General features: G+C 37.3%; 17 protein-coding genes. 11 read left to right on the top strand and 6 right to left on the bottom strand.

The annotated features are described in order from the left end of the window. Nucleotides 1–6: 6 nt before the first annotated feature. The 9 genes from B3139_RS20915 to B3139_RS20875 all read left to right on the top strand — a co-directional run bounded on the left by B3139_RS20915 (nucleotide 7) and on the right by B3139_RS20875 (nucleotide 7,399). Nucleotides 7–633 (top strand): low molecular weight phosphatase family protein, encoded by a 627-nt coding sequence (locus B3139_RS20915; RefSeq protein ID WP_293885540.1) that lies wholly within the window; start codon nucleotides 7–9, stop codon nucleotides 631–633. A 3-nt stretch (nucleotides 634–636) separates the two neighbouring features. Beyond that, nucleotides 637–1,668, top strand: coding sequence for an ACR3 family arsenite efflux transporter (gene arsB / locus B3139_RS20910; RefSeq protein WP_293885538.1), 1,032 nt, complete (start codon nucleotides 637–639; stop codon nucleotides 1,666–1,668). Nucleotides 1,669–1,711: 43 nt separating this feature from the next. Then, entirely contained in the window at nucleotides 1,712–2,773 is a 1,062-nt protein-coding gene (locus B3139_RS20905; protein ID WP_293885536.1) for an ArsO family NAD(P)H-dependent flavin-containing monooxygenase, read from the top strand. A 52-nt stretch (nucleotides 2,774–2,825) separates the two neighbouring features. Then, nucleotides 2,826–3,419, top strand: coding sequence for a sigma-70 family RNA polymerase sigma factor (locus B3139_RS20900; protein WP_293885535.1), 594 nt, complete (start codon nucleotides 2,826–2,828; stop codon nucleotides 3,417–3,419). A 77-nt stretch (nucleotides 3,420–3,496) separates the two neighbouring features. Then, complete coding sequence (locus B3139_RS20895) at nucleotides 3,497–3,817, top strand: arsenic metallochaperone ArsD family protein (RefSeq protein WP_047378335.1); 321 nt, start codon at nucleotides 3,497–3,499, stop codon at nucleotides 3,815–3,817. Nucleotides 3,818–3,842: 25 nt separating this feature from the next. Beyond that, nucleotides 3,843–5,612, top strand: coding sequence for an arsenical pump-driving ATPase (gene arsA / locus B3139_RS20890; protein WP_293885531.1), 1,770 nt, complete (start codon nucleotides 3,843–3,845; stop codon nucleotides 5,610–5,612). Nucleotides 5,613–5,622: 10 nt separating this feature from the next. After that, nucleotides 5,623–5,805 carry a hypothetical protein gene (locus tag B3139_RS20885; RefSeq protein WP_293885529.1) on the top strand — a complete coding sequence of 61 codons (183 nt, stop codon included), beginning with the start codon at nucleotides 5,623–5,625 and terminating at the stop codon, nucleotides 5,803–5,805. A gap of 89 nt (nucleotides 5,806–5,894) precedes the next feature. Then, nucleotides 5,895–6,491 carry a mercuric transporter MerT family protein gene (locus B3139_RS20880; RefSeq protein ID WP_293885527.1) on the top strand — a complete coding sequence of 199 codons (597 nt, stop codon included), beginning with the start codon at nucleotides 5,895–5,897 and terminating at the stop codon, nucleotides 6,489–6,491. A 77-nt stretch (nucleotides 6,492–6,568) separates the two neighbouring features. Beyond that, complete coding sequence (locus B3139_RS20875) at nucleotides 6,569–7,399, top strand: RteC domain-containing protein (RefSeq protein ID WP_293885525.1); 831 nt, start codon at nucleotides 6,569–6,571, stop codon at nucleotides 7,397–7,399. 159 nt (nucleotides 7,400–7,558) lie between these two features. On the opposite strand, the gene B3139_RS20870 is transcribed toward B3139_RS20875, so the two are convergent. The 3 genes from B3139_RS20870 to B3139_RS20860 all read right to left on the bottom strand — a co-directional run bounded on the left by B3139_RS20870 (nucleotide 7,559) and on the right by B3139_RS20860 (nucleotide 11,577). Beyond that, entirely contained in the window at nucleotides 7,559–9,643 is a 2,085-nt protein-coding gene (locus tag B3139_RS20870; protein ID WP_293885523.1) for a type IA DNA topoisomerase, read from the bottom strand. Nucleotides 9,644–9,738: 95 nt separating this feature from the next. Continuing rightward, on the bottom strand, nucleotides 9,739–11,181 hold the full coding sequence (locus B3139_RS20865) for a DUF3945 domain-containing protein (protein WP_293885521.1): 1,443 nt from the start codon (nucleotides 11,179–11,181) through the stop codon (nucleotides 9,739–9,741). Between the two features lie 60 nt (nucleotides 11,182–11,241). Then, nucleotides 11,242–11,577 (bottom strand): helix-turn-helix domain-containing protein, encoded by a 336-nt coding sequence (locus B3139_RS20860; RefSeq protein ID WP_293885519.1) that lies wholly within the window; start codon nucleotides 11,575–11,577, stop codon nucleotides 11,242–11,244. 333 nt (nucleotides 11,578–11,910) lie between these two features. Here B3139_RS20860 and B3139_RS20855 point away from each other — a divergent pair, with 333 nt between their 5' ends. After that, nucleotides 11,911–12,279 carry a VOC family protein gene (locus B3139_RS20855; RefSeq protein ID WP_227695603.1) on the top strand — a complete coding sequence of 123 codons (369 nt, stop codon included), beginning with the start codon at nucleotides 11,911–11,913 and terminating at the stop codon, nucleotides 12,277–12,279. A gap of 62 nt (nucleotides 12,280–12,341) precedes the next feature. On the opposite strand, the gene B3139_RS20850 is transcribed toward B3139_RS20855, so the two are convergent. Next, the gene (locus B3139_RS20850; protein WP_293885515.1) at nucleotides 12,342–13,190 is read right to left on the bottom strand and encodes an RteC domain-containing protein; all 849 of its coding nucleotides are present in this window, start codon (nucleotides 13,188–13,190) and stop codon (nucleotides 12,342–12,344) included. Nucleotides 13,191–13,417: 227 nt separating this feature from the next. Between B3139_RS20850 and avs4 the strand changes: the two genes are divergently transcribed. Then, nucleotides 13,418–18,112, top strand: coding sequence for an AVAST type 4 anti-phage nuclease Avs4 (gene avs4, locus B3139_RS20845; protein ID WP_293885513.1), 4,695 nt, complete (start codon nucleotides 13,418–13,420; stop codon nucleotides 18,110–18,112). Between the two features lie 977 nt (nucleotides 18,113–19,089). Here avs4 and B3139_RS20840 read toward each other — a convergent pair. Further along, on the bottom strand, nucleotides 19,090–19,509 hold the full coding sequence (locus B3139_RS20840) for a SufE family protein (RefSeq protein ID WP_293885511.1): 420 nt from the start codon (nucleotides 19,507–19,509) through the stop codon (nucleotides 19,090–19,092). Between the two features lie 13 nt (nucleotides 19,510–19,522). Then, complete coding sequence (locus B3139_RS20835; protein WP_209578838.1) at nucleotides 19,523–20,746, bottom strand: cysteine desulfurase; 1,224 nt, start codon at nucleotides 20,744–20,746, stop codon at nucleotides 19,523–19,525. Nucleotides 20,747–20,860 lie beyond the last annotated feature (114 nt).

Below are 20,860 nucleotides of genomic sequence, written 5' to 3'. Positions count from 1 at the left end.
AGCAAAATGAGCAAAAACAGTATTTATTTAGAGATACAAAGTGTTATTAACGCTTTGGAGCCAAAGGATATTTCATCTAAAAGAAAAGAGATACTTCAGCCTTTGGTCGACTTTATCCAAGCCAAAGTCGCCCACCAAAAAACAGTGCAGATTAACTTTATTTGTACACATAACTCCCGAAGAAGCCATTTAGCCCAAATATGGGCACAAGTAGCAATTGCATACTTTAATATTCCGAATATACATTGTTATTCGGGTGGTACGGAAGAAACCGCTTTATTTCCTAAAGTAGCAGAAACATTATCAAATCAAGGGTTTAATATTTTTAAAATTGCTGAAAGCAATAACCCCATATATGCCATAAAGTATGATGATAATGCTTTGCCTGTAATCGGCTTTTCTAAAAAATATGATAGCCCATTCAATCCTGTATCAGCGTTCATAGCTATTATGACCTGTTCGCAGGCAGACGGGGGATGCCCTTTCATTGCAGGAGCAGAAAAGAGAATACCTATCACATTTGAAGACCCTAAGATTTCAGACGGCAAACCGGAGCAATCAAAGGTATATGCGGAAAGAAGTTTGCAGATAGCCACAGAAATGTTTTATGTCTTTTCAAAAATCAATCGATAACCAATGCAACCAAAACTAAAATTTCTTGACCGTTACCTAACGTTATGGATATTCCTTGCAATGGCGACGGGAATAGGATTAGGGCATTTCTTTCCGAGCATTTCCAATGTTACAAATGCTTTATCCGTAGGCACGACCAATATTCCTTTGGCAATAGGTTTGATACTGATGATGTACCCGCCATTGGCAAAGGTTGATTATTCATTATTACCTATGGCATTTAAGGATAAAAAAGTAATCGGTATATCCTTATTGCTAAATTGGGTTATCGGCACAGTACTGATGTTCGGTTTAGCAGTTTTGTTTTTACGGAACGAACCCGATTATATGACAGGCTTGATATTGATAGGTTTGGCAAGGTGCATCGCAATGGTAATCGTTTGGAGTGACTTAGCTAAAGCAAACAGAGAATATACAGCTATGTTAGTAGCCCTAAATAGTATTTTTCAAGTGCTATCTTACAGTTTATTAGTTTGGTTATTCATCAATGTCTTACCCAACAAATTAGGATTGGCTAACTTCAACGTAAGTGTATCAATCAAAGACGTAAGCGAAAGCATATTGGTATACTTAGGCATTCCATTCTTAGCAGGTTTTATAAGCCGTTACACATTGGTGAAATCAAAAGGGATAGAATGGTTTAATAGAAAATTTGTACCGAAAATATCTCCTATTACCTTATATGCTTTATTGTTTACGATAATATTAATGTTCAGTCTTAAAGGAGATAAGATATTAGAATTGCCTGGGGATGTTATCAAAGTCGCAATACCCTTAGTAATTTATTTTGTGCTGATGTTTTTTGTAAGTTTTTTTATAAATAAATCCCTAAAGGTTCCTTACGATAAAAATGCCTCTATCTCATTTACAGCAACAGGTAATAATTTTGAATTGGCAATAGCAGTAGCAATTTCAATTTTTGGTATTCACTCTCCGCAAGCCTTTGTAGGCGTTATCGGCCCATTAGTTGAAGTGCCTGTATTGATATTATTGGTACGAATAAGCCTTTGGCTTAAAACAAAGTACTATCGTTAGATTCTTATATACGCTTAGGGAAGTTTAATTTATATAAGTCAATATGAAAAAATATGATTTAATAGTAATTGGAGGAGGTCAGAGTGCGTTGGCTCTCGCATATTTTCTTAGACGTACAGATTTGAATTATACGCTGTTAGATGATCAGGAGCGAACTGGTGGCGCTTGGCTCCACGGATGGGATTCTTTGACCCTATTTTCACCTGCGGAGTTTAGTTCATTACCGGGATGGTTTATGCCGGAATCAATTGGAAAATTCCCTTCTCGTGACGAAACAATTCAATATTTGGATGCTTATGAAAAGAGATATGACATACCCGTTATAAGATCCACTAAAGTTCTGGATGTTGAGAAAACAGAAAATGGTTTTCTATTGCATACCACAAAAGGCGACTATTTAACAGATGCTCTTATATCGGCAACCGGCACTTGGTCTGCACCATATATTCCTAAAATCAAGGGACGTGATGAATTCCAAGGTATTCAGCTACATTCAGCCGAATACAAAAGCCCAAACATCTTCAAAAATAAAAAAGTTTTGATTGTTGGTGGTGGTAATTCGGGGGCACAAGTGCTTTCTGAAATATCTACTATCGCAAATACAGTATGGTCGACAATTGACGAACCAACTTTTCTGCCTGACGATGTTGATGGACGGGTATTATTTGATACTGCTACTAGTATATATAATTCCTTAAAGGAATCCTCTAATATGGAGATACCAAAATACAATTTAACCGATATTGTAATGATACCCTCTGTTATAGATGCTAGGAAGAGAAATGTTTTATATAGCAAGGGTAAAATACTATCAATTGGAAAGGATGAGGTTAAATGGGAAACGGGTGAAGTCGAAAAAATTGATGCTATAGTTTGGTGTACAGGCTTTAGACCTTCCACAGAACATTTAAAAAATTTAAAAATCAAGTATGAAGATGGGATAATTCACACTTCCGGAACAGCAGTAGATGATATGCCTGGACTCTGGTTAGTAGGTTATGGTAATTGGACAGGTTTTGCCTCCGCTACATTAATAGGCGTAGGTAGAACTGCTAGAGAAACAGTTAAAGAGGTAACAGCATATTTGATTCAGTCTCACAAATAATCAGCAAAAATTTGAATTCAATATCCCTTTAAATAATATAAAGTAATAAATTATGAAAGAGTGTTGTAATATACATATGGTAATCCCAGATTTTTATAATGCCATCTACCTATATGCATTAAAACGAGTGCATGATCCAATTTTGGCAGAAGATATTGTACAAGAAGTGATGTTGAGAATATGCCAAGCACACAAAAAAAACACAATTATTGAAAACGTAAGGGCATGGTTATACCAAACAACACGTTTTGTGATAGCAGACCATTTTAGAGAAAAAGCTAAATTAAATATTCAATTATCGGATGAAATTGAAGAACCTAACGATAAAGAAGATGAAGCAAAAGATATTTCTGTTTTTAGCGATGGAATGCTAGCAGTTATTAACTTATTACCAGAGAAGTATGCGTTACCACTAAAATTGAGTGATATTGACGGAGTTCCACAAAAAGAAATTGCACAAAAACTAAACTTATCACTTTCAGCTACAAAAATGCGAATACAACGTGGTAGAGAAAAAATTTATCAGCTATTTACCGATTGTTGCGACATCGTATATAATAAGCAAGGAGCATTTGTTTCTTGTACAATAAAGTCTTTTTGTAAACCTCTTTTGGATATAGAACATAGACTAAAAAATAATGCTTGATATAAAAAACAAAAAAGACACATGAAAATGTGTCTTTTTTGTTTTGCTTCCGACTTCTATATAAAATAACAAGCAATATGGAAGCAAATAAAATAATCATTTTTGAATTAGGAGGTTGTTGTTCAACCAGCCTTATGAACCCTTCTCACTATTCCGACTTAAAGCAGTTGGATACTTATACGAAGGAACTCCAAAAGCATGGAGTAACCTTATTGCGCATAAATGCCGCATTAAAACCTGACCTACTAAACCAAGTTCCAGGAATCGACGACTTTTTGAATGACAAAGGAATGGATATTTTTCCTATTACAGTAATTAGTGATGTAGTTGTTAAGACAAAAGAATATCCAAATCTTATTGAACTTGAAAAATGGTCTGGAATTGAAGTAAACCATTAATTAATAACATTAAAATAAATAGATAATGAATAGAGAACAATTGAAAGGTTATTTGCCCGAAGAATTGGCATTTACAAAATACATGTTTTTTACAGGCAAAGGTGGTGTAGGAAAAACCTCATTAGCGTGTGCGACAGCAGTGTCTTTGGCAGACAGTGGTAAAAAAGTGCTACTAATAAGTACCGATCCAGCGTCTAATTTGCAGGACGTATTTGAAACAGATATAGACAATAAAGGAGTTGTGGTTAAGGAAATTCCAAATCTTACAGTCATCAATCTTAATCCTGAAGATGCTGCTAAAGAATATCGAGAGACTATTATTGCCCCTTACAGAGGTAAGATGCCTGAAATGATGATAAAGAATATGGAAGAACAACTTTCAGGTTCTTGTACGGTAGAGATTGCAGCTTTTAATGAGTTTTCTGAAATCATAACAAGCAAGGAAAAATCGAACGCTTTTGATTACATTCTTTTCGATACTGCACCAACAGGACATACGCTTCGTATGTTAGAACTTCCGTCTGCGTGGGACAATTTCATTAGTCACGAAAACCCAACAGATAATTATGTAGGCCAGCTATCAGGTATGAAAGAAAAGCAAGCTATGTATAAAGAAGCTGTAGATCGACTTTCTGATTCTGATCAAACAACCATAATCCTTGTATCCAGACCAGATTACACACCCTTACAAGAAGTTGCTCGCTCGTCACAAGAATTATCTGAAATACAGATCAGCAATCAATGGGTTGTGATCAATGGATTGATGGACAAACCTGAATCCGATGATCAGTTGGCGAAAGAACTTTACAACAAACAGACTCTATCTTTAAAAGAAGCTCCAAAAGAACTAGAAAATTTGAGAAACTTCTTTGTCCCATTAAGATCCTACAATATGACAGGAATAGATAGTTTACGTAATTTCTTTTTTTCTGACAAAATTAATGTCGAGGATGCTTCAGAAAAATTTGAAGATTACAAGAGATTAAATGAGTTAGTTGAGTACTTGTATGCTACTAACAAAAGAGTAGTATTTACAATGGGAAAAGGTGGTGTTGGAAAATCAACAATGGCTGCCACTATAGCAAGCGGTCTGGCCGCAAAAGGTCAAAAAGTGCATCTTACCACTACAGACCCTGCCGATCACTTGAAATACATCGTATCGGCCACTGATAATCTTACTACAAGCAATATTAATCCGGAAAGAGAGCTAGAACAATATAAGTTAGAGGTCATTAATAAAGCAAAAAAGAATGGGAAAACGGAAGAAGATATTGCTTATATAGTAGAGGATCTTCAATCTCCATGTACCAAAGAAATTGCAGTTTTTCGGGCTTTTGCAGACATTGTTAATAAGGCTAACGAAGAAGTTATTATTATTGATACAGCTCCCACAGGACATACCTTATTGTTATTGGATAGTACAGAAAGCTACCATAAAGAAGTAGAACGTTCACAAGGTGACATTCCGCAATCCGTTCGAAGTTTATTACCAAGATTACGTGATAAGGAAGAAACTGAAGTAATTATTGTGACACTACCAGAAGCAACACCTGTTTTCGAAGCTGAAAGGCTTAAAGCTGATCTTTCTAGAGCCGGTATTGAAAATACTTGGTGGATTGTAAACAGTAGCATGAGTAATGCTGATACAAAAAGTCCACTATTAAGAGCTAGAGCTAGTACCGAACAAAGATGGATAAAACACGTTCATTCGATCACTGCTGGGCATATGGTATTGGTGCCATGGCAACAAGCAGAATTAAAAGGGGAAAATTTATTTGAACTATTAAAATCTTAAACCAAAAAATATGAAAGAAACAAAGAAGAGTTTTTGGGAGAAACTTACGTCAACCTCAAATAATAGTTGCTGCTCACCCAGTCCAAAAAAGGAAGAAAAAGCAAATGACGAACAGTTGAAGACAACTGCGAAAAAGGAGCAAAACGAAAAAACGGAGGAGAGTAAACCACCCCAAACTAATTGTTGTGGCTAAAACAAATGATGGAGATATGATTATCTCCATCATTTGTGCTTTTTTATAATTTTTTAAGACTATTTAATAATAAATCAAAACAATCTAAAATGAAAAAATCTATCGTAGCGAGCGGTGGTATCTTTGCCGCATTATTAGCATCTACTTGTTGTGTCACTCCTTTATTAGCATTAGCTGGAGCATTAGGCATTGGCGTAGCTCAACTTAGTTTTCTGATTAGTATAAAGCCTTATTTGATTACGGTGAGCCTTTTTGCTATAGCTTATAATCTTTATAAAGCCTATAAGCCAGCTAAAAATAGTTGTTGTGTTGTTCCAGATAATAAAACAAGTGCCGGAGGTAAGATAATGAAATCAAAAGTGTTTTTGTGGGCAATTGCGATTTTTACTATAATAATCCTAATGCTCCCTTATATGGGTATGGCACAAGCGAAAGTAAAATCAACTCAACTACAGAAAAAGATTGTAAAGACAGAATATTACTCTGAAAAACTTACGCAATCATGCTGTATTGCTATTGTAGAATACTCCTTAAAAAAGGTTGATGGTTATGAGAAATTAGAGGCAAATACAGAAAAAAGATTATTAACCGTTTGGTATGACGCTAATAAAACCAATGCTGAAAAAATAAAGGAAGCTATTAACAAGACACCATACAAGGCTGTGATTAACAAAAGTTCTAAATAATTACCTACATATTACAAGTTCACAATGGTAATAGCCCATACTATTACCATTGTTTATCTGCCTTTGAAAATAGTTGAATGGAAAAATTTTACAATGAAACACTGTTCAAACTGGAAACAGCAATCAATGATATGGAGATTGAAACCGATTGCTCCATACAGCGGATGGAGGCTGTTATACACCTCATTCTCGAATACCTGTCCGAAGTAAAAGAATTTGTCCTAAAAAGAGGGTTTAAGAACATAGAAGAAGAAATCAGATTTTTTAAATATCAGAAACCCGTAATCCTGTCAAAACTCATTTACTACAACGCCATTTACAAAATCGAGACAAAGAAACCGTATGGTACAAAGCCCATTAAGAAATATCTTAACAAAGAACTGAAAAAGCTCAAAAGGTTCTTTGATAACAACCTTGAATTTTATAAATATTATCGCAATAATAATTCCTTTCTTGACGAGAAGTTCTTTGTACGGGGCAAGCATGATATTAAGCTATGTTTAGATACCTACTATTTTCAGTCTGACCAGTCCTTTTCCACATCGCATGATTATAAAGTTGCCAAGATAATGGCGAACGATTTGATACAGGTCTATATCGAAGACCAACTATATAAGAATATGGAGCAGGAAGACCGATTAACAGACCTGCCAAAGTTGAATTGGACAGGTAGTAAGGCTTCATTGATAGAACTGATTTATGCGTTGCATTATCAAGCTGTTTTCGATAATGGGAATGCGGATATTAGATTAATAGCCAAGTATTTTGAAAGTACGTTTAATGTGGATTTAGGTAATTTTTATCAGACCTATTTGGAGTTGAGAACCCGAAAGATGAACCGGACTAAATTTCTCGATGCGCTTCGGGAGGAGCTTATACGGAGAATGGACGAACAGGACGAAAAGTAGGATTTGGGCGTGCCACCGCCTGCATTTTGCAACTATGCACCAGGCTAACGGAAAAATGTAGACGGGTCGGGCTATCCGCTATATCTTTTGGGGATCTGCGAGGACCGCAAAAGGATGTCGCTTCTATCCCTCACGCTATATGCCGTTCAGAAAGTCATTTTATTTCCTTTTTGGTTTCCTGTTGTCAAACTCAAAAGAGGTATTGCCTTTATCGTCCATGATGATATAGGCATTGAATTTATTGCCCGATTTGCTTTTCATGCCTTTGATAAGGTTGGTCTTTCCTTTGGTCACAAGACTTTCTATATCGGCAAGGCTCAACGGCACTCCGCACACATTTCGGAATTGAAGCCAGTTGCAAGCTTCATCGGGGCATTTGACAACCTTGTTCCAAATCAATAGCTGACGGCTTTTGCATTTAGGGCAGGTCAGTTCGGGTTGCTTTTCTTTGGCAATGCTTGTGTCCAAAAGTTCCCGTGTAATGGAAGTGGCATAGGCTTTCATTTCACGGTGAAAAACATCTGCATCTGCCTCGTTGTTTTCGATTTTCTGCAATGCCATTTCCCATTCGGCGGTCATGGCTACATCGGCAATACTTTTATCCTTTACAGCCCCGTAAACCTGCAATCCCTTATCGGTAGGGATAAGGGATTTCTTTTCACGCCTAATGTAATCCCTCTTAAAAAGCGTTTCTATAATAGAGGCTCTTGTGGCAGGTGTACCGATGCCGATGTCTTTTAGGGCTTTCCGTTCTTCCTCGTTGTCAATCTCTTTTCCGGCATTTTCCATTGCGGACAACAGACCTGCCTCGGTGTAAAGCACAGGCGGTTTGGTTTTCTTTTCCAGTACGGATGCCTCTTTGATTTTCAGCTCATCGCCGACCTTTAATTCCGGCAGTTCCTGCACAGGCTCGCTGTCTTCATCTATAAATTTTTCCTTGATGCCACGCCAGCCGGCTTCAAGGATTTTACAGCCTTTCAATGTGAAATCATAGTGTAAAGCCTGTAATCCGATGTCCGTTATTTCTTTGGTACAGGCAGGTGAAAGGGTTTCCAGTAGGCGGTGCGCAATCATATCATATATGACGTTTTCGTGTGCGGACAATTTGGACGGGATTTTTTCGGTAATCAGCAGACCGTGGTGGTCTGTTACTTTTATATCGTTCACGATGCGTTTGTTGAAACGACCCCATTTTACTTTTCCGACCGCTTTTTTGCAGGAAGCTTTCGCTTCTAAATTCCTTACCAGTGCAGGGATTTCCGACCACATATCTTCGGGGATGTGTTTGCTCCCTGTACGGGGATAGGTGATAAACTTCTTTTCGTATAGGCTTTGGGTAATCTTCAATGTTTCCTCGGCAGTATAGAAAGCCCTTTTATTCGCTTCTTTCTGCAATCCTGTTAGGTCGAACAGCAAAGGCGGTTGCTCCGAAACTGTTTTAGTATCCACTGTCGTAACGGTCGCTGTTCGGTTACGTTGAATGGATTTCAGCGTATCGTCTGCGAGTTTTCTGTCATTCCATTTGGTCTTGGAAAGGCTCTTAAAGTCTGTAAACTCTTTGCGGTGTTCCAACTGGATTTGAAAGTATTTTTTGACGGCAAAATCCCTATTTTCCAAATACCGCTTGCAGATAAGGGCAAGCGTTGGCGTTTGTACTCTACCAAGAGAGTACACGCCACGCCCTGCCGAAATACTCAATGCCTGTGAGGCGTTGATACCCACAAGCCAATCGGCTCTACTTCGCCCTTGTCCGGCTCTGTACAGTCCGTCAAAATCGCTTCCGGCTTTTAAGCTGTCAAAGCCCTGTTTAATCGCTTTTTCCGTCAGCGAGCTTATCCATAGACGTTCAAAGGGTTTCCGGCATTTCAGGTATTCATAGATGTACCTAAAAATGAGCTCCCCCTCACGTCCGGCATCGGTGGCCACGATAATACTATCGCATCTACCGATGACCTGTTCGATGATTTTCAACTGTTTCAATGCTCCGCTATCGGGAACATAGATTTTGTCCTTTTTTATCTTTCGTACCGTAAGTATAAAAGGGTCGGGCAAGATGGGCAGGGCTTCACGTTGGAAGCCTGATACCCCGTAATCTTCGGGCATCGCCAGTCCGACTAAATGCCCCAATGCCCACGTAATTTCATAGCCGATCCCTGCGAGGTAGCCATCCCGTTTTTCGGTCGCTCCCAAAAGGGTAGCTATTTCCCTCGCCACACTTGGCTTTTCTGCAATGATTGCTTTCATAATACTGATGGATTAAGTGTTGGACATTTCTCTTTGAGAAACCCCTCCATCTCTTTTGAGAGGGGATTTCCAAAGAAAAATGTTTTTTGATGGTATTATCTTCTCACTCCTTTGGATTTAGCCTGAGCGTTAGGCTCATTCTGCCGTTGCTGTTGCCTCGTATTTTTCGGCTTTTGTTGTTCCGGTTTCAAAGACTCTCGGATGTTCTTTGTCGCCTCGTTGGTCTTTCCCTCAGAGTTGACGGCAACCTGTGTTTTGTGAGCCTCGGCAGGCTGTGCCTTGTTTTTCAGTGCATTGGGGTTTCTAAAGCTGAAATCATATTTCCCTGTTTCTTTGTTCAGCGCAACATACCCTTTGTACGGCTGTCCTTTTCCGTCCTTGAAATCTGAAACGTAAATCGTCTTGCCCTCAGTGAGTTGCTTGTGCTGTTCATCCGAAAATACTTTGTTGCGGAACATCTTCGGGTCGTTTTCCTGTGCCTGTTTGGGTGCTTTATCTCCAAAAAGGTACTCTGGATATTTTTTGTCGGCATTGAACTGTAGATAGGCATTTTTGTTCGTACTGTTTTTAAAGTCCAATCCCTCTAAATAAATGGCTTTACCATTTTTATAATCCTGTTTTTGGTCTTCGGTCAGCTTTACGCCCTTAATCTCATCGGGTACTTTTATCCTGTCCTGCCGGAATGCGATAACCTCATTCGTTAGGTGGTCGATACTGATAACGGACGGTATTTTTTCACCTGTCTTGCGGTTGGTCAGTTCCACCACACGCCCCATATTTCCGGTTTTGAGCAGGTTCTCTCTGTCTTCTTTGGTAAATTCGTGACCAAAGAAAGGGGTTTTGAGGTTCGGCTCATGGCGTACACCGTACATCATAAATACCGCCTTTCCATTCGCACCGCTTTGAAGACCGAGCCTTGCATCCGAACGGAGAATTACCGTATCTAAATTGACACTTACAGGCATTACGAAATTGGTTTTGTAACCCTTTAGCAAGGTGTCCATTGCCCCCATTTTTTCGAGCGTTTCCCTTTTCACACCAAGTTGCTCTAAAGTTTTCCAGTCTACATCTTCTGCCTTAAAACGGTATTCATTTTTTTCCTGCGTTTCCGGTGTTGCCTGTGCCGTTTGTGGTGTTTCCACATCCTTTTTGGTTTCCTGTTGTTGCTCCTTTGGTTCTTTGACCTCGTGCTTTGCCATAACAGCCTCGCCCTCTTTGGTGGGGATATCGACCTGTTTCTGCATTTCTTTTGCGGTTTCCACCGCTTCATTTGCAGGTACTTTGAAAAATGAGAAATGGGTCGGGTCTTTAAGCTGTCGCCAAAAGTTGGAGAAGAAATTTGTAAACAAATCTCCGGTTCTGTCAACTCGCATAAATTGGCTTTGGTTTTTCTTGGTGGCATCAACGGTTTTCAGATTGCCGTTTTCGTCAACACCCGTGACGGCTTGGATTTTCTTTTTCTCCTTGTCCATCACCAACAGCACATCCGAAAGCTGTTCAGGATATTGCTGTGAATTTTCATTTGTCTGTTTGCTCATGACATTGATTTTTTAAAGTTTACATTGTCCGAAAGTACTCCTTATGACTCTCCAATCTGTTTATCCGTCCTTGGACGGCGGTGTTTGTCCGGGATTTTCTTTTGTACGCCGTATGGGGGCTTTGAAACTTTCCCTAATGAACTGGTGTACATCCGATAGTTTGTAGTACAACTTTCCGCTGATGGTGTAATACGGTAATTTGCCCGTGGAGCGGTATCGTTGCAAAGAGCGGTGGCTGATTTTCAGCATGAGGAGCAGGTCTTGGTTGTCCAGTAATTCCTCGCCATCTATGCTGTGCCGTTCTTTCTTGATGTTTAGGACGTACTCTTTTAAAATATCGAAACGCTCCATGATGCGTTCCATCCATGCGATAAATTCCATTCTGTCGATGTTCATAACAAATACTTTTAATGATTTCTAACACCACAAAATTGGAGCGATTGGCGGAGGCTGTCTTCCGATACGTGTCTATCAAAAAGGCACTTTTTTCATTTTTTTACAATTCATATAAAGTGCTGTTTTTGGGGTCTTTCCGCACTTTTGGTTAACTGGTCGGCATCCAAATCAATGGATTTGCCGATAGACACATATAGGCAAACATGTGTAAAGTATTGGTTTATTAAACTTTCTTGCCTTATGATAAGTAGCCTTAAGGCATTGGGTAGTTATATTTGTAGTATAAAACGTGAACGGCTACGGCCATCATTTATGTAAAAAAACAGAGGCTATATGAATCAGAAATTTGAAGCAGGAATTAACATCGCTATTAAGATACCTAAAGGTAAATACGAAAAAACAGTTTCTTTCTACAGGGATATACTGAAATTTGAAGTTTCGGAAAAGCCCATCGACAATCCAACCGTCTCCAGAACACACGAAGTAAAATTCGGAAATAATGTGATTTGGCTGGACTGCGTCGATAACTATACCCATTCGGAAACTTGGTTACAACTCACCGTTCCAAATGTGGCTGAGGCGACAGATTATTTATTGTCCAACGGTGTCGAAACATGTGATGAATTGGAAGAGTTGCCGGAAAATATGCACTGGATTCAAGACCCTGCTGGTACAGTTTTCAACATGCAACAACGTAAATAGGAATAAAATCTTTATTTCGTTTATTAAAACCAAAGTTTGTTGTCAAATTTGGAAGATAAAGACTACAGGTTGTCTTCCCTGTCCATATATTCCTCTAAACTGTATTTGAGTTGGTCTAAAAACAATGTCCGTGAGCCTGCACGGGTTTTCATTCGGTGGAAGCTGTTATGGATGTCGTTCAGCGATATACGGAACAGGATTTGAAACACCATGCTTATTTTGCGGATGCCTATTTTCCCGTGCGAAATGGCATCGTAGGCATAGAGTGCATAAATCAATTCGATAAGGGCATTTTTTGTCTGTGTCCAAAAGAAGTCCTTTGTTTCCTCGTGTTGCAATAGTACATCGGGATTTTGTTCGGGGCTTAGCTTTGTCGTTAGGTAATTATAGACTAATTCGTTGGCGATGATTTTCGCCACCTTATAATCAAAGTAGGTCGAAAATTGAGGGTCGATTTCAAATACATAACTGTTCAGCCCATCATAGCAATTGATTTTGCCAAGTGTAAAGTATTGTTCATCCCTGTCGGTTCTGCCGGAACGGTAGTAGCGGTAGAAGTCGGAATTGCAGACATGCTCTGTATATTCTTTTTTGAGTTCTCTCAGGTGCATGGCGAAATAGCTCTCATACATATTTCCGTTGCTCGCAGGGCATGCAGTTTCTATTCTGAACACTTTGTTGTAATAGATGAGTTTGCCAAGAACGGTCGGCTTTATCTGCTTAAAGAAAAGGATTTCGTCTTCTAATGTTTTGAAGCCCTCGTTTATTATATCTTCTTTGATGTCTCCAAGAAGTGATTTCAGATAGATTGTCATCCTGTATGCCTCGTCCATAAAACTCGAAGTCTCCGCCGACAATTTACGTTCCTGTTTCTGTATGTCGGAGACGATTTTGTGTAATAGGTGTCTCATAATACTAAAGGTTTAAAATGAAGCCAATATGCCTTTGCAAATTTTACGATTAGTATCGAACCTTTTTCATGAGACAGGACGAAGTCAGGGAAGATTTATTGTCAAGAACACAAAAGATACCTACTACAACTCACTGTGTTACTTTGTAAATATTTATCACGCTTAAAATTCGTAAATTGTCACAAAGTATTTAACATACCTATTATGGATTGAAAATAGCGTAAGATATGAATTGGAAAGTTTTTAATTTAAAATATGATAACAGGGAAACATGGGCATTTGAGCAATTGTCCTACTTACTTTTCTGCGTTGAATTTGGCAATAGAATTGGGTTGTTTCGCTATAAAAACCAAACAGGAATTGAAACAGAGCCAATTGAAAAAGAGGGAGCATTTTATGGTTTTCAAGCTAAATATTATACAACTTCAATCTCCGAGAACAAAGAAGATATTATTGATTCAATAAAAAAAGCGAAATCAAAGAATAGCCAACTAAACGAACTACTACTTTACGTTAACCAAGAGCTGTCAGAAAGCTCAAAGAAAGATAAGAAAAAACCTCAATATCAGGAAGAAATCGAAAAATCCGCTAAATCGGTTGGTGTTAATATCCAATGGAGAGTTCAGAGTCACTTTGAGTTACAATTAGCTTTGCCTGAAAATAAATACTTGCACGACATCTTTTTCAGTCTTGAACCAAGTGGTGTAGACTTACTTGATGAAGTTAGCAAACACAACCTGAATATTTTAAAAGCAATACAGACCGAAATACCTTTTGGTGACAAGCAGATTAAAATTGACCGAAATTTGCTAATAGCAAGTATTACAGATGCTTGTCAAAATAAGAAGAACATAATCATTTCGGGAGAGGGAGGCTGTGGCAAGACCGCAATATTAAAGGAGTTTTATGCTTTGAATAGCAACAAAATTCCAATTTGCATTTTTAAAGCAAACGAATTGAATGTTGCACATATTAACGATATATTTCGATTTGACAATCAGTTCAAATTGAATGAGTTTCTTGAAGTTTACAAAGATGAACCCATCAAAATATTTGTAATCGATTCAGCAGAAAAGCTGGCAGAGATAACGAATAATGATATTCTTAGAAATTTAATTGAACAATTAAAAGAGAATGACTGGAGCGTCATATTTACAACACGCTATGCATATCTCAATGATTTGACTTTCCATATCAGAGAGAACTATCAGCTGTCCTTCGAAGTAAATGATATTTCTCTGATTAGTATCGATGAACTAACAGCTTTATCCGAAAAATTTGAATTTTCATTGCCTGATAATCAGAAGTTTTCAGAAAGGCTTACAAATCTGTTCTATCTAAATGAATATATTCAGCAATATACCAATATTGATAAACAAGGTAGTTTTAACGGCTTTATTGATTTGCTGTGGAAAAAACGAATACAGAATAATATTGTTCAAAAAGATAATTTGCATCTCGAAAGAGAGCGGTGTATTATTAATATTGCCAAGCAAAGATGTGATACGGGAAGATTCTATATAAATGCTGAAAATTTACCACAGTCAGCATTATTTCAATTGAAGCAAGATGAGATATTGGGATATGACGAAGTCCATAGTGGATACTTTATTACACATGATATATACGAGGAATGGGCGTTAGCCAAAATAGTATCCCGGTGTTTTTCTAATTACTCAAATACAAAGCAATTTTTTGATGAATTAGGTGATTCGCTTCCTATACGGAGAGCTTTTAGGTTATGGGTATCAGAACACTTGTCTAACGGTAGTGGTGATATAGAGTCTTTTATTCAAGGAGCATTTAAAAGCGATGAAATTTCTCAGTTTTGGAAAGATGAGATTTTAATATCGGTTTTACTGTCTGATTATTCAGGAACGTTTTTCAACCTCTTTGAGAATGAAATCATCGAAAATGATTTTGCAATATTGAAACGAATTCTATTCCTGTTGCGAATTGCTTGCACGGATATTTCTTCGTTTGAGAGTATCGATATAATTGACCCCAAAGGAAAAGGATGGGAAGAAGTAATTTCTCTGGTCTATAAATACAAATCTGTTTTTTTTGACAGCAATCTAAACTTAGTTTTACCTGTTCTAAGTGACTGGTGCAAATCTATTAAAACAGGTAAAACTACAAGATACTCTGGTTTATTAGCTTTGAGTATAATACAAAAAACCGAAACAGAAGATAGCTTCTACATGCACAAGGATACAGAAGAAAAAATTCTGAAAGTGGTTTTCAATTCCGCCAATGAAATACAAACCGAATTAAAAAACATCTTCCACAAGGTAATAGAAAACAAGTGGACTAATCACAGAAAGCCTTACCATGGTTTATGTACAAAAATATTAGAGAAACCTTATATAGCGATAGATTTAATAAAATCACTCCCATTGGAAGTCATTCAATTATGTGATTTATTTTGGCAGAAACCTGCAAGAAAAAGTAATGATTGGAGTTATGATAGGGATAGTATGGAGAGTAAATATGGGTTGGTTGATGAATTTAAATTTAATTATTTTCCTGCAAGTGCAAATCAAACACCTATAAAATGGCTTTTGCAAGTCGCTTTTTATCCAACACTCGATTTTATTATAAATTTTACGAATAGAGCTGTTCAGACATATAGTCAGAGTGATTATGGCAAGGAGGACGTTGAAGAAATCACATTATATATAGATGAAATAGAAGTAACACAATATTTGAGTTGGTCTCTTTGGGGGATGTATCGTGGCAATGGTAGTCCAGTCGTTCCATATCTACTGCAATCAATTCATATGGCATTAGAAAAAACTCTTTTAGAGTACGCTCCTGCAACCAAACCTGAAATATTTGAACATGTTCTTTTAAAAATCCTAAGAGAGTCGAAATCAGCTTCTCTTACTTCAATTGTTTGTAGTGTCATACTTGCAAATCGCGATAAGCTTTATAATGTAGCATTGGTATTATTTAAAACGATTGAATTGTTCCATATCGACACAGTTAGGAGTACGAGTGAGTTCCACGCTCAATCTACATATGGGATAGGATATGGAATGGACAAGTTAAAAGATGCCTTGTATACAGACGAAAGACTAAAAACATGTAAGGATGAGCATAGAGCTTCTAATTTAGAATCTGTGTTTTTAAATTACCAATTTTTCGGTGTCAATGGATTTACTGAAGAACAAAACACTGAATTTATTGAGAAATTATATGATATAATTGACCGCCATAAATCAAATGATTTGTCTAAGAAGTCATCTGAAGTCCTGTTGTTAAGAATGGATAGAAGAAATCTAACTCCTAAAATATCTGAAGCAGAAGACAACAAATTTCTTGTAGAGTTTAGCCCTAAAGTATTTCCCGATGAACTCAAAAATGTAAGTGAACAAGCTCGCTCGGGATTTGATGATTTTTTCAAATATTCCGCATTAAAAACATGGTCGGATTTTTTAATAGGTAGGGAATCCCAAGGCAAGATTGCAAAACACGAAGAATACAGTAGTAATCCATTGATTGCTTTATCTGAAACGAAACAGTTGGTCGAAGAAATTAAGTCTGGGCATACTGCAAGAGTACGTGACCATAGCATTCCTCCATTCACTTGTTCAAAGTTGCTTATCGAGTATAAAGACAAGTTACAAAAAGAAGACATAGATTTTTGCAAAGAAATAATTACTTCAACTCTGTCACGCCTTTTTAGCGAGGAATACGACTATCAAATAAGTGATGGTGTTGAAGCATCTTTTCATGCTGTTCCGATATTAATAAATGAATATCCTGAAGATATTGAAAATTTTGTTTCAATAATGGTCTTGGCTCTTTTCGATGAAACACCTCTTGGTGCTTACAAAAGAATATGTGATTACGTAATTGAGTCAATTCACAAGTCAAAACTGTGGGAGCAAAATCAAAAAGTTGCTCAATCTATATTATTTGGCTATATAAAACTCAAACCGATTTATAAAAAGATTATAGACGAAAAAAGGAAAGAGCAAAGATATTGGAGACGGATTCCAAAAAGTTCAATATTAGAAGAACTCGATAAGGCGATTCCTGATTTCAATTTTGAGGAAAACTCATTTGATATAAAAGACATTGAATTACTTGATGTTCATGGTTTAGGAATCGTTTACCAATTAATTCCTTCTGACACAAAGGATTATATTCATTTAGATATTGTCATACAAACGTTAACCATATTGGCTTCACGGCTGTTGATAGACAGGAGAGTGTATGAAGAAAAATTTGGAGACGACCATGATATTTTTAAAGTGCGTTTAGATATTTTCAAAAGATATGCGAATTTTATTCTTCAAAGAGAAGTAAGTGAGATTGATAAATACCTTACTCCATTTTTGGACTTTGTATCTCCGACAGAAGAAACTTCCTTATTTATTGGAGAAATCATCACTGCCGAGGATAGTCTAATGAACCGTGAGCAATTTTGGCATATTTGGAATAAACTATTTCCAAAGATTAAGGAACTGTGTGATTATCCAAGAAGTCCATATTTAAAACAAGTCATAATAAACTATTTATTAGCATGGCAGTTTTGGAAAGATAGAATTGAAGAATGGCATAGCTTAAGCAGAGAGAATTTATCTCTTTATATCAACGCTTCCAAGGAGATGGGTCATATCCCTGCGGTATTATATTCTGTTACAAGAGTATTGAACACCGTTGGGTCTAACTTTAAAAATGAGGGGATTGATTGGGTATATACTATTGTGTCAAATAATAGGCTACTCCAGCTTGGTGATTTTGAATCAAATACGTTGTACTATTTAGAAACGTATTTAAGGAAATTCATTTTTAACAATAGACAAGAAATCAAAAAAGAAATAAGATTGAAAAACAAGGTCATTCCAATTCTTGATTTCATGATAGAACGGGGTTCAGTACATGGATATTTGTTGCGTGAAAGTATTTTATAGCAACTTCATATTTAGAATTTCAATCTTTTGGCTTTCGGTTTTTCAGGACTGAAATCGTTTTGATATGGACTGTCTTTTAATTGATTCAACCGTCTTAAATCTTCCAAAAAAGAGTTCGAGTTCTGTACCAGCGGGTTCACTAGAAAAAAGCTAATCGTTTGATTAGCTTTTTTGGTTTAAAAGGTACTCCCCCCTAAATAAGGAACATGCTAAAAGTCGCGAGACAGTACCCTCTATATTCATACGCGTTCCCAATTCCATCTTTATCCCAACGGTATACTAGCGAAAACATCGATTTTTTTTCGTAAGTGTAGCTCGCTCGCTTTTCTTCTTTAATTCTTAGTTCTAACAAACTATAATCAAATGGGGATCAGTTTTGGGTTTTCGACGTTGATTGTTCAGTGCTCGTTCAGTACTCACTGATCGCTCAGTAAAGACTGAGCAATCAATGGGCAAATACTGTCTAAAAATTGATTTAAAATTGTGGCTAGGTATAAGCTGGTATAAGGATATGTAAATTCGATTAATTATCTTAACTTCTTACAATCATTCCATTGGATCAAATAAATTGTTGAGGATTCCGTCTAGGAAGCATGCCCCCTATTGATTTAAGAAGCCATGTTAGCATGTTTTAGAACTTAGAAGGATCGATCGGCAGCCAGCTCCATAGTATTAGATAAGCTTAAATTTACCTCAGCAGGCTATAGAATCGGCGGAGGTGCCAATTATTTAGTATATTGTTTCCATACAAAACTTTAAGTTTTCAGAAGAGTATTTCTTCGCATATCGAACGCAAACTTTTCTTATACAGCGTGAGGAGATTGTAAGCTTAAAGTGAATATCCGAAAGAGTAGTGGTCTGTTATTGGGAAAATTTATTAGTATACAACGATTGGTTTGGTACAACAATAAGAGATTTTAAACGATAAAAAATGGCCGGAATTTATTCCGACCATGACTGGGATTACTCTCCCCTTTCTATGCTTTTGCCTGTAAAGCCAATGCGTATAATTTCATTTGCTTGATCATGGATAACAAGCCGTTTGCTCTTGTGGGTGACAAATGTTCTTTCAATCCTATTTGGTCAACAAAATATAAATCAGCATCAACGATTTCTTTAGCAGTATGTCCAGATAGCACTTTGACCATTAAACTCACCAGCCCTTTGGTGATAATAGCATCGCTATCCGCTTTAAAGTATACCTTTCCATCTCTTATTTCTGGAAAAAGCCATACTTTGGATTGACATCCTTTGATAATATATTCATCTGTTTTGTATCGTTCATCAATTAGAGGCACTTCTTTTCCAAGCTGGATGATATACTCATATTTTTCCATCCAATCTGTGAAAAAAGCGAAATCCTCGATCAATTCATCCTGTATTTCATTAATGGTCATACTTATTTTTCTATTAAATCAACATGTTCACCGCGCGCTGAATTCCCGCAACCAAAGCATCTATTTCCTCTTTTGTATTATACACGGCTAAAGAAGCACGGATAGTCCCTGGTATTCCAAACCGATCCATGACAGGCTGCGCACAGTGGTGTCCCGTACGGACAGCAATCCCCAATTTATCTAAGATAACACCGACATCATAAGGATGTGTACCTTCTATTAAAAAGGATATCACAGAACACTTATGCTCGGCTGTACCTATAAACCGTATTCCCGAAACTTCAGATAGCTTCTCTGTAGCGTACTGCAACAATTCAAGTTCGTAGGCTTCAATACTTTCCAGACCAATTGAATTGATATAATCGATCGCCTCATTCAAACAGATACCAGCCTCAATATTAGGTGTACCGGCCTCAAATTTAAAAGGTAATTCATTATACGTTGTTTTTTCAAAGGTGACCTCTTTAATCATATCTCCACCACCTTGATAAGGCGGCATCGCGTTTAACAAATCTTCTTTACCGTATAACACGCCTACTCCTGTAGGTCCATACATTTTATGGCCTGAAAACACCAAAAAATCGACGTCAAGTTTTTGAACATCAATTTTTATATGTTGCACGGCTTGAGCAGCATCAACCAACACGACAGCTCCATACTGGTGGGCCATTGAAATAATCTCACCCACTGGATTGATTGTCCCGAGCGCATTTGACACATAGGTCACTGCAACTAATTTGGTTTTTTCATTTAACAAATTCTCGTACGCGACCATATCGAGTTCACCTTTGTCATTCATTGGAATAACCCGGATCTTACAACCCTTTTCGTCACAAAGCATCTGCCAAGGCACAATATTAGAGTGGTGCTCCATTGCTGAAATAATAATCTCATCACCAGCATGGATAAAAGCTCGGCCATAGCAAGTAGCAATAAGATTAATACCATCTGTGGTCCCTTTAGTGATAATAACCTCTTTGTCATCTGCTGCATGAATAAAGGCTTGAACTTTTTTTCGAGTTATTTCAAAAGCGTCCGTTGATATTTGACTAAGATAATGCACACCGCGGTGCACATTACTATTCATATCGGTATAATAGCGTACAATCGAATCGATAACAGCACTTGGTTTCTGTGTTGTTGCGCCGTTATCCAAATAAACCAATGGCTTACCATTTACCTCTCTTTTGAGAATGGGAAAATCAGCACGTATTTTATCTATATTAAATCTTTCCAACTTTGTCTAAATAATTTATACAAAGTTAATAGTATTTTATAGAATACAGGATGGTCAATCTGTTTTTTATGTCATTATCGACAGCGCTCCAGAGACGCTGTCCAATAAAAAAGC

The organism is Sphingobacterium sp. UBA1498, assembly GCF_002325125.1.
Taxonomy (GTDB): Bacteria; Bacteroidota; Bacteroidia; order Sphingobacteriales; family Sphingobacteriaceae; genus Sphingobacterium.
Note: the sequence above shows the minus strand (reverse complement) of the source record. Positions and strands in the feature narration are given on the sequence as shown.